The organism is Vibrio sp. QJM3NY_35, from assembly GCF_057785915.1.
The window spans coordinates 1,477,016-1,491,838 of sequence record NZ_CM173508.1 but is presented as its reverse complement, the minus strand read 5'-3'; the positions used below and the strand labels follow the sequence as shown (position 1 = coordinate 1,491,838).

Genomic DNA, 14,823 nt, shown 5'->3' with positions numbered 1-14,823 from the left:
TACAGCCTCCGTTGCTACTAGCTAACTGATCGTATTTATAGAGGCATTAAAGGACATCATTTTGAAAAACCAATTTTTTATACAACATTTTTCATAATTTATTTTTAAAGAGAAAGAATCAAAAAAAATTTGAAAACTGCCTTTAAAGATCCTTAGTTATTGTGATTAAAGCAATTAAGGCAGTGGAGAGATGATAGACATGACGAATTTGTTGCGCTCGGTCGACAACAACCACAAAGGGCTGCAATTGCTATTAGGCGACTTTTACAATGACTTTTCTGACGCAGCCCTAAATATAGAAGCGCTTCATAAAGGTAATCGTTTTGATGAACTCAACAGTTACTCAAAAAAATTGAAGACCATCTTAACGTTGCTTTGCGACCAAGACCTCCCGCCCAAAATGGCCAAATTGGAACACTTGAGCAGACACGAGTTCCCTGCGCCGGAAGAGCTTATAGAGGATATAAAAACTGAATTGCACAACGTCAATCGACAAATCAACCACTTGTTGGATATTAAGGAAGTAATAGATGGCAAGTAACCGAGGTCAGTCATGAGCAATAACCAAATAGAACATCACCTCAGAAAAGCACTTGTTTCCAATAATGAGGCTTCTAAGGTCACAGCTGATGACACTATTGTGCTTGCTAGTGCCATGACCAGCGTTCACAAAACGTTGCTCATTATATTCTTGCTCGCTTTGGTCGCTATTGCGGTGGCGTCACAAGCACGTATCGACATTGTTGTTTCTGTACGTGGGGAACTGCTATTGGAATCGGATGTTGAGAAAGTTCAACATTTAGAAGGCGGGATATTAGAAGAATTGTTAGTCAGAAAAGGGGAAGTCGTTTATGAGGGCCAACCTATCGCTCGCATACGCTCACTCGACCGTAACACTCAACTTGATACCGTCAATACTGAAATTATTCAGATAGAGCTCGATAAGATTCGTTATGAAAGCTTACGCGACATGGAAGAACCTAACTTCGATGCCTTTATTGAGGAATACCCTGAGCAGGTTCAGGTCAACATGAATACCTGGAGGCAAGAGTTCTCTAAAAACCGTTCAAATGAAGAGCTCATTACTCACGATATTAAGCACAAAAACTCGTTAATCAGCTCAATGTTAAAGCGCCGAAAAAGTTCAGAGAATCAGCTATCTCTGATACGTAAGCAGCTCAACATCAAAAACACCCTCTATAAAGAAGAGATGGCGTCTTATGTCGACGTTCTTAACATGAAAGTACAAGAGTCTAATATGGTGCGTGAGATTGAGAACCTTGACGAATCGGTGATGAATGAGCGCTTCCAACTCGACAAGCTTGAAAAGCAACACCGTGACTTGGTTGAGAACCGAAACTCTGAGTATCAAGCGCAAATCATTCAAGCGAATAAAGACCTCAAGCTGAAGCGAATCTTACAACCACAGCATTCCGACAAGGTTGATCGCCTAGTCGTCTACTCTCCGGTGGATGGTGTGGTCGACAAACTGCACTTCAATTTCCGTTCTGCTGTGATTCCGCCAGGAGAAAGTATCGCCGATATTGCACCGATCAATAACTCCCTTCACGGTGAAGCGAAGATCCCACGTAAAGACATGGGATTTGTCGAAATTGGTCAGGCAGTGAAAGTGAAAATGGATACCTATAACTTTGCAAAATACGGATTTGTTGAGGGAACCATCGCCTCAATCAGCCGTTCATCATACGAAGAAGAAGACGCTGAATTCTATTTAGCAGAGATTGAAATTGACCGAAACTTTCTTGAGCGAGGAGGTACTCAATACAAGTTATCACCTTACATGGAGTTTACCGCCGATGTGAAAACAGGCTCGCGTCGCGTGATAGAATACGCTGCAAAACCTGTGATGTCAGCCATCGAGGATGCTTTCGATGAGAGATAATCGATGAGCGGAAAACCTTCGTACAATATTTCCGTACCCGCTCTGCGTCTAAGCATACTATTTAGCGGGGTATTGGCTGCGCTCGCTTTCTATTTATACTTTTCTTGGTCAAAAATAGACTCAGTCGCACAAGTACAAAGCGCCCCACTGCTCATACAAGCCCAGAAGCTTAATCAGACCATAGAACAAGATATTCAAACTCTGCAACAGTGTTTAAGTACCAACACTTGCGGTACTAACGAATTCAACCTAGTTAACTTAAAGCGTGAAATTGATGAGTTTCGCTCTTTAGCCTCGTTGAACAAAACCGAGTTCAGCTTGGTTGGAGCAACTGAATACACGCAACTGGAATTGGCGATTAATCGTTTCTCCGATAGCCCAAAAACACGTAACGACTTATTGGGCTTGTACCTTTCATTGACCAATAACTATCTGCAGATGGACGACAACTATCGCACCATGTTTAACAACCATGCGAATGACTTAATGTCTGAGAAAAACGAGTTCTTTATCTGGTTGTTTATGGTGGCCGTGATATTGGCTGTGATTACGATTCTATCCAACTCAGTTGCTATGTTGAAACTGAAGAAATCCAGCTCGAACGAACGCGAAATCGACTATGAATTCGATGCCCTGTATCAAGAGCTGAAGCAGCTAGATTTACAACGTCTTGAAGAGCTTCTTAATGAAGTTAGCATCAACCCCAAGCAGCGTCAGATTTACTCTCATCTCAAACTTATTTTCAGTAAATTAGAAGACCAAAAGCGCAATAACGATCTCTACAAACAGTTGTATGCGCTGATCGGTTATGAGATTCGCGGAATTACAAACACCATCAACGGTGGCGTCCAATATCTGGTTCAAGAAACCGATGAAAACGGCGTGTTGATGGCGAACGATATTACCTCTGCGTGTAGCACACTATCTGAGTTAGCAGAAAACTATAATCGCTTGATATCACAGGGTACGGAAAGCAAGTCGAAAGAGTTCTCTTTACTGAGCGTGTTATCTGAATTAATGATTCATATCAGTGCCAAAGTACAACGTAATGAAAGCCAACTTGACTGTTTTATCTCTGACAACTTACCGAATCGTGTTGCAGGCCAATCCACCAGCTTATTCTGGATACTGTTCCTTCAACTTTCTAACGCTATTCAACTCAAATCAAATAAGAAACTGTTTGTAACGATTGAATCGGGTGCGGCTTCAGACATGGAAAATACCCGTGTCACCATCAACCTCAACTTCTTATCAACACTGGATGTTTCTGTTGCCAAGCTCAACAAACTCCATTGGAGCGCACACAAAGACCATACAGCCAGCACAGATGACTTAGCGAAAAGTGTTCTGAAGGATTACGGATATTACGAGAGCCACTGGTTCCAGTCAGGGGCTCAGGAACGTTTTCAGATCGAGCTTGATCTTAAGGCTAAGAACTTCCACACAGAGAAAACTCGCTTCGACGGCAAGCGTTTACTGCTTTGCGCCAATACACAAGTTCGGATCGATGTAATGAAGAAAATGCTCAGTAACTTGGGGCTTGATATCACTGAAATCCGCACTGCAAATGAGTTATTTTCAGCGGCGAAGACCTTTGGTGAGTACGATGCCATCATGCTGACCGATACATTTGAACCCAACAAGCTGCCATCACTGAGCAAAACGGTGAAATCTCAACTTAAGAATCATCCAAATACCAAGCTGTTGCTGTCTGTAACCAATACTCAGCATGCACAAGAGTGTCACAGCTTCGTCGATAAGATCATCAACTCCCCTGCGATTCCTTATGAGTTTATTCCGAACTTACTCACCATTATGGAAGCAGAAGCATCAGAAGAGCAGATGGAAAACAGTTCATTCCTTATCGTAGAGGATGACCGAGTTCAACAGATCTTACTTAAACGAATTTTGACCAAACAAGAGTATGAACCAGACACGGTTGGCGATGGTGCCGACGCAGTTGAGCACTTCATGAATAAACGTTCTGACATCATCTTCATGGACTGCATTATGCCGGGTATGGGCGGCATTGAAGCGACCAAACGCATTCGCCAGTTTGAACAAGAGAACGAGAAAAACCCTTGTACCATCATAGGGGCAACCGCATTGACCAGCAGTAACGAACACCAGGCTTGTATTGAAGCCGGAATGGATTACGTGATCAGCAAACCTTACAAAAGCGACCAAATCATCAAGGTGATCAACAAGTATGTGGCGGTACAGAAACTTAACTAGCAGCATTATGGCTGCGCTTGCATTCAGCACGATACCTTCAGCATCGGCGACGACCCTGCTTGAGGCGGTAGAACTCGGCCTGCAAAACAGCCTATCCCTTCGCGCCAGTGATAAAGGTGTGGAAGAGAACGAATACAACATTGGGATAAGCCGCTCTAAGTTTCTTCCTTCACTCAATGGTGCAGCTGATACTACATGGAATGAGAATGAAACCTTGTTATCGAGCGTGCCCGATGAAACCTCTATCTATAACTCAAACAGCTACAGCCTTTCCCTTTCTCAGTCGATATTCAATCTTGGTGATATTTTCAAATATGGCACGGCAAAACTCGACTTCAATATTGAAGAAATCAAACACGAGAACAAAATCCAAAGCACCATCTCTGAAATCGGCTCTCAATACTTCGAGTATTTGAAAAACAACGCGCAGATAAAAGCGACCAAGGTCGAGCTTAAATCGTCTGAGACTCGTGAGCATCAGATGAGACGCAATGTGGAGCTCGGCAATACAGCCGCAAGCGAGCTGTACGAAGTTATCGCTCAGAAAGAAGGCGTGTCGAATCGATTAAGAACCTTGCAGAAAGATCGCCGTGTCATTCTCAACGGGCTATCCATTCAGATTCAGTACCCTATCACTCCATCACAAGATATATACGAAAGTGTGCCTTTAAAAGAGATAAACGAAAGCGAACAACACTCAATCATGGATCAAGCATTAAAGCTCAACAACGACTTGTTAGTGGCGAAGAAAAACGTCGAGAGAAGCCGTAGAAGCTTAAAAGAGAGCGGTACAAACTTCTTACCTACCGTGTCGCTTTCAGCCAATTATCGTCACGATGACGCCAATAACTACGATAAAACCGACATCACTGCGACAGGCGAAAGCAACTCAACTAGCGTTGGCTTGAATCTAGCCTTGCCTATTTTGTCTGGTGGTTCTGATTACTATGGATATCAAAAATCATCGACGGCAATTGAACGTACCGAGCTGCTTTATCAAGATTCGCTTTACACCACCCGTAACAGCGTGAACACCTCTGTGCTCAACATTAACGATTTTTCGCAATCGATAAGCAGTTACGAGAACATCATTCGCGCCAACTATGCGTCTTACAAAGGTATTCAAAGGGCATACCAGTTAGGCACCCGTACAATCACCGATTTACTTGCCGCAGAAAGTAAGCTTTTCAGCGCCTTAAGAGATTATGAAAGCGCACGATACGACTACATCATCGAAACCATCAAGCTTGAGCAAGTTAAGGGCGTGCTCTCGATTCAATCGATAGAAAGCATCATGCAATTGATGAGTGATATCGAAGGACGAAACAATCAAGAATTAGTGCCTAAACACCTTCTCTCAACTGAGTCGTTGAAAACAGGAGGTCGCAATGCAAACTGAGCAGTTTTCTCAAAAAATCAATATGGCAGATAAGTGTTATCTGACTTTCTCTACGATAATTTCCACTCTATTTGGCTTGGTACTGCCCTTCTCTATTCTGATCATTTTCGACCGAGTATTACCCAACCAAGCACAGGATACTCTGTTCTTATTATTCGCGATTATCTTGATTTCCATCTTCCTCGACTATCACTTAAAAAATCAGGAGGAAAAGATATCTTCCGTCATCATGAGGCAGTTTGAGACCAACTTAACCAACAAGGTCTTCCAATCCATCTGTTTGGCTGAGATCTCCAAATTCCGCCGTTTAGAACCGGGGGAATACCTAGAACGGATCTCAACCATTCCTGAGCTGAAAACCTTCTTTGGTGGCGAGTCGGTTCGAGCGCTGATCAACCTTGCCGTCAGCGTAATAACCATCCTTATTATTGGCCTCATCAACATATGGGCTGGCGTGACGCTTCTGATTGCCTCGCTCATTTTAGCTATTTTCGCTTGGAGCCTTTCTAAACAAAAGATTGGCAGCCTACAAAATAAGTCAGACATAGAAGGCTTAACGACTTCTAAAATCATCGAGATCATTTCTAGCCCGCTGGATATCAAAGCGCGAAACATGGAATACCGCGTTGAAAGCCTGATGACACAAATGGTCGAGGAACGTGAAGTTGAAAACATCAAATACGAACAGATTGAATCGAACTTCGGCTTGATCTTGGCGCTCATCCAACAGCTTTCAATTGCTTGCGTTGTTGTAGTACTAGCAACCGCTGTTATCAACATGGAATCAAGCCAAGGCATCATGGCAGCGATCATTATGCTGACCAACCGTTACTTCGCGCCTTACCAACAAGTAATGCGTACTGCGAGCCGCTGGGAATTAAATAAGCTCCATATCCAACGTATCGCGGAACTGCTTGAACTGGCAGCGTCTGTTGAACATCAACATGAGACAACGGAAGTAGAACGTATTTCTGTTAAATATTCTGAAAAGCAGCGTATTGAATTCGAACTCGGACAAGCTTATTTACTGACCGGTAAAAGTGGCACAGGCAAGACCCATCTCGCCAACTGTATTACGCGGCAGAACAGCGATAACAAACTGGATATAATGATTAATGACACGCCTCTCGATGATGTTAACTATAACGTTTGGCGTAACAGTGTACTGATGGTTGATAAGACCAGCTCGTTCGTAGAAGGGACGATTATCGATAACCTCACCTGTTTCCGCCCAAGCTTGAACAATACGGCTTTCGCCTTATGTGAAACCATGAAAATCAAGGCTCAAATTGATGGGTTGCCTGCAGGTTTCTATACCGAACTCAAAGGTCACATGCGTAACCCATTCTCACGCCAAGTAGGTTACGCCTTATTATTGGTTCGCGCCCTGCTCGCCAGTAAGCGTGTATTGATATTTGATGATATCGATTGTGTCTATGATGAGGAATTTGCACGAGTGGTGCTGACCAGTACCGCCTATCGTGCCAATGACAAAATCCTAATCATCGCCAGTAATAAGATGGACAAACTAAACCACCGCCTCAAACGCGTAAAACTTACCGGAGGTGATCAATGAGCATCCTAGTTGACTTCAACAATGTTCCGCAGCGGGTGTTGGACTTTGAAGCAAGTGGTTATGATGAACGCTACAGTCAGTCACCGCTGATTCGTGGCTTAGCTTACACCCTGATAGCACTGGAATGGGAAGGCACACCGTCTATTCTCAGTGACGCTTTTATTCCTAAACAAAAAGACAGCAACAGTTTTACTGCGACTATAGAGCGTCTTGGATACCGTTGTGATGTGACCAAGCTAAAAACTCTCGAGAATATCGATCAGTACCCTCACCCATGCTTTATTGAGATAGAGAACCTTAGCGCCATTTTCTTAGGTACTAAGGATGGAAAGTTGCTCCTGTTTGATTACACGAACAACAACACCATTGAATACCCAATGTGTAAAAAGCCCTGTTTGCTGATTTCGATTAGCGAATATTCTCGTCTATTCCGCGAACCACCGCCGGAATCGCAAGACAGAAGCAATTGGATAAAATACGCTTTCTATCGTTATAACAACGAACTTAAAAGCTTGATCATACTGAGCTTCGTCATCAGTATACTGGGCGCGTTACAGCCCTTCTTTATTATGAGTGTGTATAACTTCGCGCTAACTTCGAGTTCTCAAGCAACACTCTATTGGCTAACTTTATTTGCCATCATTGTTGGCTTCTCTGAATACTTTTTTAAGAAAATGCGCGTCAACATTATTGCGACCTCCGGTAAAGATCTCGCGGTGCACATCTCACAAGCCGTAATATCGAAACTTCTATGGCTGCCCTACGCGATGACATCAACCGCTGGGGTTTCGTCTCAGTTGGCTCGTTTGAAAGATATCGACACCTTCCGACGCTTAGTGACCGCAGAATCAACGCTTAGCTATTTTGATATGCCGTTTGTAATTGTATTTATCATCGCCATTGCCCTTATGTCGGGTACGGCAGCGCTTGTAGTGATGGGTGGCTTAATCTTGATGTTGGTGTTCTGTGTGTATTCTCGCTATATCTACTCGCAAGCCACATCCAAAAGCTCGCGCGCCAATGCGATGGTCTCGTATCAATGGAATGAAATCCTTCGTGGTATCAAAACTATCCAAGGCCTTCCTTTACTTCGTGTCGTTCAATCTCGTTTCAGTGCTTCACATATGCAAAGCACCAGTGATGCCGAGAACGTTGCCGTGACTAACAGTAAGATTCAGGCTGCTGGCGGCAGTTTGATCCAGGTGATTGGTACTGCAAGTATCGTGACCGCAGTAATCGGAGTAATGGAAGGGACTTCTGATGCTGGTGCGATGCTCGCGACAGTGATATTGGTTTGGAAGGCGTTAGGTCCGATCATGGGTATCTACAACTCAATTTCTAAATTCCAGTCGATTAAGGCTTCATCAGCACAGATCAATAACTTAATGTCGATGAATGACGACAAATTAACCTTAGAGAAAAGCCCGCCTATTCGCCTGTTCCAAGGCAGCATTGTAGGCAGCGGAGTCAGTCACCGATACGCAGGAGCCGCGACGGGTTTAACTAACTTGGGGTTCAAAATCCCACCCAGTGCAAAAGTGGTCATTTGTGGCCCAACAGGCTGCGGAAAAACCACCTTAATTTCAATCATTGCTGGGTTAGAAGACCGCTATCAAGGCGCAGTTTCTGTCGATGGTTACAACATTAAACAGTTCAATAGCTACCGTTATCGTACCTCGATTAACTACATCCCTTTTAATTTGCATATTTTTGAAGGCTCACTCGAGACCAACTTCATTCTACATAACGGGCTGATTCCAACAGACAAGATGCAAGAGATGGTGAGCTTCTTCGAGTTAGATGAATGGCTTCCGGAAGGCTTGGCTACTCAGTTAAGTGTCGACAAATGCAAAAGTCTTCCGAATGGAATTCAACAAAAGTTGCGGCTGGCGCTTGGCCTAGGTAACTGTGAGCAATCTCTGATTATCATTGATGAACCGTTCAACGGTGCAGAGCAAGAAAACGCTCAATACTTTAATCGCCTGTTCTCCGATAAATTGTTGAATAAGACCGTGATTTTTTCGACTAACGACCCTGGTTTGATCGCAACATCAAACATGAGTTTAGTGTTAGAGCCGGATGGGAATTTGAAATATTTTGGCTTAACAGACAAATACTTAAACAGCTTAAGCTAAAACCTCAACGCTTAATCACAATTCGCTATTTAGGGAAATGGATATAATTGACAAATTCATAAGCGAGAGGGATGATTCGCCCCAATACCACAGGTAACAAGGAAGAATATGTACACATTCGTTGCAGACAAGCTTGATGTAGCTTACTTATCCGCAATCCCTGAAAACCACCAACTTCAGGAGTGCGATGTACCTGAAGAAGAGATGGAGCTTCGAGAGATCGTTGAGGTTTGGTATGAGTCTGCCTTCCTACCCGCTTGCAATCTTCAGAAAATAGACATTGAGAACAAAGCAGAGCTCACCGTCGTACAAATGCACGTATTCAGCAATGATACGAGCACACTCGCCTTCCTACTCAAAAACAGAGTGTATCGCGCCGCACTTAATAGAATGCTCGGTATTTGGACATTAGAACCCTCTGCAAAAACCGTATTAGAGCAACTTCTTTTCGAATTAAGCCTCGATAGCAATCGTCCTCATTAATAAGCTTTTTAAGTAATTCATCAATAAGCATAAAATTAAACAAACTGCCAAACGCTATAAATTACTAATAAAAGAACGCATTTCAAAATAAGCTCTGGAATCACAAGAACTTATACCCCTCCCACACTTGCGTAAAATTTACCGTTTCAAAGTTTCCATATCGGCATTTTTATTCTACTGTTTTTATATAACGACAGTTGGATGGATCCTTATATGGCGATTACGGTCTGGAATAACCTTTCAGTCAAACATAAACTCTTTGGCTTAGTTCTACTTCCCATTTCATTATTACTCTTCCTAGCAGGTAGACAGGCTTATATATTAACGACTCAGTTAACCGATTTTGAACGAACCAATCAGTTATCTGTCTATCTTCAAGATATTTCTATTTTGTACAGAAGTACCTTAGCCTCTAGCCCTGAAGAGTTTGCTACTCAAAGCAACCAAGTAAAGGCAGAACTTAAAAACCTGTCTCCCATCATTTTTTTAGACGCATCTGATGAAATGAATCAACTTGTTGCCGATTTCAGCGAAGCGACCTTATCGACGATGCAAGCGACTGACACTTACGATAAATTGGATGCCCTCGAATGGCAGAGCGATTTATACAAGCAACTGTTACTTGAAGTAGAGAAAGTCCCTTTTGAAAACACTAAACGTGAAATTCAACAGCACCTCACTGCCCTTCAACAACTTGAGTGGTTGATGTTTTGGTCGAACGAAGAGTTCAAGCTTGGTAGTTCACTGATTGAGATCTTCCAAATCAGCCAAGAGTACGACCCAGAACTCGCCGAACAGATCAAAACCTTGAGTGAAAGACAGCAATTGTTCTTAGAGCGCTTTGTTTCATTGAACGCCAACGAACATCAAGTTTCTTTGATGGTTGAAGTGTTTCGAAATGATGTGTTTGCTCAAAGCCAAGAGATAAGAAGCGCGCTACTCGACCTAAATACAATCAGCCAACTGACGCCACAAGAAGTGTCTGTCGGCTTAGAAGCGATGAGCGCACGGCTCAACTTATTACAAAGCCTTGGCGGCGTAATCAAGCAAGAGTTCCAACAAGAAGTTGAGCAAGCCATCTATGACGCACAAATACAACGAACCCTGTTTATTTCAATCGTCGCTTTGCTGGCAGCGATTGTTATGGGTTTAACTCTTAGCTTGGCGAGACAAGTCACTAACAACCTTAATTTGGTGTTAGCTTTCTTAAAAAGCGAAAATGATGACACGCGCCCTTCTCTAGATAAATTAATCCAAGGTAAAGATGAACTCAGTCTGTTTGCTCAGCAAGTTGAACGATTGACCATCGAACGAGAGCTCGCGAAAGAGAGATTGACGGTAGCAAAAGAAGACGCAGAGAGAGCCAAAGAGGATGCCGAACTCGCGAAAGACCACGCAATACAAGCCAGCAAAGCAAAAAGTAGCTTCTTGGCCAACATGTCTCATGAAATTCGCACCCCGCTCAATGGTGTTATTGGTATTTCGGAAATCCTCGCAGATACGCCGCTTACACCGACACAACGTGACTATGTTGATACGATCGAAACTTCATCCCAACTGCTACTTAGCTTAATCAACGATATCTTAGACTTCTCTAAGATTGAGTCTGGCATGCTATTAATCAGTCCGCACTCTGCATCGATTAGAGAGTCGATATACGACATCGCCTCTATTGTGGCACCAAAAGCGAAAGAACAAAGAATATCGATTAACGTTGATATCAGCCCAGATACACCAGCACGCGTGATGATAGACGATCACCGTTTAAGACAGATCTTGATGAACTTTATGTCGAATGCGGTGAAGTTTACGGCTGAAGGTGGCGTCACATTATCAATTCAAACGCTCAACAAAGCAGATAACAATGCCACCATTCGATTTGCTGTACGAGACTCGGGTATTGGTATCGATTCAAAGCAACAAAAACAGATATTTGAACCCTTCGCTCAAGAAGACGATTCAACCACACGTCAATTTGGTGGTACTGGTCTTGGTCTAGCCATCAGTACACAGTTAGTTGAACTGATGGGAGGCCAAATTCAACTCGACTCCGTCAAAGGTGAAGGGAGTTGTTTCTACTTCGACTTGGAATTGCCTGTTGACTTGATACTGCCAAAACCAAGTTCAGCAACAGCTGATATTTATGTACTGAGTAACGAAAACATGTTCTCCGAGCGAATCGAGTCCGACCTTAACCTTTATGGTTTGAAGGTTACCGATAAAACGAATGATATAACGGCAATTACAGAGCAGCTCTCCACTCAAAAACACACTAAACCTATCACTGTCGTTTTCGCCGAAGATGACGCATTCCTAGCTAACACCCACGCAGATAACTTAGCTAAGCTGCACCAAAACGGCATCACAATCTGTTTGATACGTTCCTTTTTAAGTGAGCCAGCGGATCTTGGTGATAGCGTTACAGCACAAGTCGCACAGCCCCTACTCGGCTTGCGTTTAATTAAAGCTATTGAGCTTTGTGATACACGAGGTTTGGCGGAACTAACAGAGGCAAGCCAGCCACAAGTTGAGATCCAACATAAAATCCTTATCGTTGAAGACAACAAGATCAACCAAAAGATTGCGGGGCTTCATGTAGGAAAGAGTGGTTTTGAATTCGAGTTCGCTAATAATGGTCAAGAAGCTGTGGACATGTTCACCGCTAATCCTCATTACGCGGCGATACTCATGGACTGCATGATGCCGGTTATGGATGGCTTTGATGCAACAAGCAACATCCGAAGAATTGAAAAAGAAACGGAAGCGACGCGACGCATCCCTATCATTGCATTGACCGCCAGTGTCATCGATGACGATATTCAGAAGTGTTTCGACGTTGGTATGGATGACTATGTACCAAAACCATTCAAGTTCGAAATGCTTAAAGAGAAAGTGCTCACCGCGGTAGAAGCTATGCCACTACCAGCTTCCTATAAAGCTCAACCGAAGAAACAACCTGCAACTGTCACTCCGATTATCAACGGGGCTGCGACCAAACGTACTTTGCCTGAAGAAGCGGAACAAAACGCAATTCCGAGCAAATCAGAGAGAATCTTGCTAGTCGAAGACAACCGCGTCAATCAAAAAGTAGCTTCTATCATGCTGAAGAAGGCCGGCTACGCCTTTGAAATAGCAGACAACGGACAAATTGCCGTTGATATGTACCAGAACGACAGTAGCTTCGACATTATTTTGATGGATTGCATGATGCCTGTTATGGACGGTTTCACCGCAACTAAGGAGATTCGAGAACACGAGAAAAACCAAGGCTTAAGCAAAACTCCTATTATCGCGTTAACCGCCAGTGTTATCGATGATGATATTCAAAAGTGCTTTGATTCCGGAATGGATGGGTACGTAGCGAAGCCCGTAAGAAAAGAAAAACTGTTCCACCAAATAGAAAGTGCGACTTGTTAGGAGAAACCAATGGATTGGATCAAAACAATTAAAACACTCTCGTGCAGAGCGCTGCTACCCGCAGTGATAGCGTTGTTGGGAAGCTTACTCCTTCTCAGCCCCGCTCATGCCGCAGAAGATTACGCCATATTCTCTTTAGACTCTGGGTTTGAAGAGATATCGGTAAACAAAGCGAGAAAGCTATACCGAGGAAAAACCAAGCGCCTCAATGGCAAACGTGTAGAACTATCAGACTGGCCTGAGAACAGCGCCGAGAGAGAACAATTTTATCAGCTTTTACTTGGAAAAAATGCTGCTCAAATGAATGCACATTGGGCTGGGTTATCTTTTTCAGGCAAAGCGCGTTATCCAAGAGAAATCAAAACGGCATCAACCGACAGCTTAGTGGACTGGCTTGATGACAAACCAAACCGTATTGGTTACTCCCCACTCTCTTCGGTTCCTCAAAATGCCAACGTTCTCTACGTTATAAGTTCGGAGAAATAATATGAAAAGAATAATTACGTCAGTGTTATGTGCCTCAATGGCCTCTCCGGCTTTTGCGAATATCGAACTTACCGATAATTTATCCTTGAGTGGCTTTGGCTCAACGTCTTGGGCAACATCGGATAACGATAATCCATTAATCATCAACCGCGGTTTTACTGATGAGAGCTGTTACGACTGTGATACCACATTTGGTGTTCAACTCGATTACTTCTACAATTCATTCAAAGCTTCCGTGCAAGTTGTCAAGCCACCCCAATATGATTGGAGTGAGCCTCAGCTAGAGTGGGCTTACTTAGGTTATGAATTTAATGACTTTGATGTCAGCGTTGGTCGATTACGACTACCATTATTCCTTGCCTCTGAGTACTACTATGTGGGCCAAGCCTATATGACAGCAAGGCCACCGACAGAGGTATACAATTCCGTCTTAGGCATTACTGCGTTCAATGGTATTAAAGTGAGTTGGACTCATGATGTCAGTGACGAAGCAACGCTATTACTCTCCCCCTTCTTCGGTATAAAAGACAAAAACGAAGTCGACTTTAATTCGAGTACTGAGCTGGAATTTGAAACCAATCGAATGTTCGGTGCCAACCTTCAATTGAGTGGTGAAAATTATCGTTGGAATTTATCTTTCCTAGATTCAAATTTTGACCAAACAGTAAAGATTAAAAACGTTGGTACCCTCCCAACAGCAGACAACCAACACATTCAACTTTGGTCGTTAGGTGCTGAGTATGAATTAGGTCAAGCGGTGCTTGCAAGTGAAGGACAGATCAGTGACTTCTCGTCCTCGATGTACGCGAGTTTGGGCTATAGACTAGATTTATTCACTCCATACGTCGTTTACGGAGCAGAGTTTGATTCTCACGAACACCTAACAGGAAACAGCTACCTAATTGGTGTGGATTACGATGTGTTACCAAACGTGTCTATCAATGGTGAAGTGCAATACTTCGAAGCTCGCAAGTCAAACGGTGCGTTTGTCGAAGATTTTAACGCGCTCACTGGCTTTGATGACAAAGATGCCGTCCTTTACACAATCATGTTGAGTTTCGTTTTCTAATCATGAGTAAAAATCATCGTCAATAGAAATAAAAGCCCAAGCTAATCAAACAGTCTGGGCTTTTTTATGTCTTTGAATTGTCATGCTTAACAAGCCATAACATTGATCTTAACTATCCTT

The 14,823-nt window shown here is 43.2% G+C and carries 10 protein-coding genes; all 10 read left to right on the top strand.

Annotated elements, in window-relative coordinates:
* Positions 1–190 precede the first annotated feature (190 nt).
* The 10 genes from AC3CH3_RS21945 (at position 191) to AC3CH3_RS21900 (ending at position 14,703) form a co-directional block, all read left to right on the top strand.
* A complete protein-coding gene (locus AC3CH3_RS21945; RefSeq protein WP_488538434.1) occupies positions 191–541 on the top strand; it encodes a hypothetical protein in 351 nt (116 codons plus the stop codon).
* A gap of 12 nt (positions 542–553) precedes the next feature.
* Positions 554–1,903, top strand: a complete 1,350-nt coding sequence (locus AC3CH3_RS21940) for an HlyD family type I secretion periplasmic adaptor subunit (protein ID WP_048611151.1) — start codon at positions 554–556, stop codon at positions 1,901–1,903.
* Between the two features lie 3 nt (positions 1,904–1,906).
* Positions 1,907–4,138, top strand: a complete 2,232-nt coding sequence (locus AC3CH3_RS21935) for an ATP-binding response regulator (protein WP_488538433.1) — start codon at positions 1,907–1,909, stop codon at positions 4,136–4,138.
* The gene (locus AC3CH3_RS21930) at positions 4,113–5,537 is read left to right on the top strand and encodes a TolC family protein (protein ID WP_488538432.1); all 1,425 of its coding nucleotides are present in this window, start codon (positions 4,113–4,115) and stop codon (positions 5,535–5,537) included. The genes AC3CH3_RS21935 and AC3CH3_RS21930 overlap by 26 nt, the downstream gene beginning before the upstream one ends.
* Entirely contained in the window at positions 5,527–7,113 is a 1,587-nt protein-coding gene (locus AC3CH3_RS21925; protein WP_488538431.1) for an ABC transporter transmembrane domain-containing protein, read from the top strand. Before AC3CH3_RS21930 ends, AC3CH3_RS21925 begins: the two co-directional genes overlap by 11 nt.
* Positions 7,110–9,248 (top strand): ATP-binding cassette domain-containing protein, encoded by a 2,139-nt coding sequence (locus AC3CH3_RS21920; RefSeq protein ID WP_488538430.1) that lies wholly within the window; start codon positions 7,110–7,112, stop codon positions 9,246–9,248. The genes AC3CH3_RS21925 and AC3CH3_RS21920 overlap by 4 nt, the downstream gene beginning before the upstream one ends.
* A 108-nt stretch (positions 9,249–9,356) precedes the next feature.
* Positions 9,357–9,731, top strand: coding sequence for a hypothetical protein (locus tag AC3CH3_RS21915; RefSeq protein ID WP_488538429.1), 375 nt, complete (start codon positions 9,357–9,359; stop codon positions 9,729–9,731).
* A 213-nt stretch (positions 9,732–9,944) separates the two neighbouring features.
* On the top strand, positions 9,945–13,148 hold the full coding sequence (locus AC3CH3_RS21910; RefSeq protein ID WP_488538428.1) for a response regulator: 3,204 nt from the start codon (positions 9,945–9,947) through the stop codon (positions 13,146–13,148).
* A gap of 9 nt (positions 13,149–13,157) precedes the next feature.
* Entirely contained in the window at positions 13,158–13,634 is a 477-nt protein-coding gene (locus AC3CH3_RS21905; RefSeq protein ID WP_488538427.1) for a hypothetical protein, read from the top strand.
* A 1-nt stretch (position 13,635) separates the two neighbouring features.
* Positions 13,636–14,703, top strand: coding sequence for a sulfate ABC transporter permease (locus tag AC3CH3_RS21900; protein WP_248641626.1), 1,068 nt, complete (start codon positions 13,636–13,638; stop codon positions 14,701–14,703).
* Positions 14,704–14,823 lie beyond the last annotated feature (120 nt).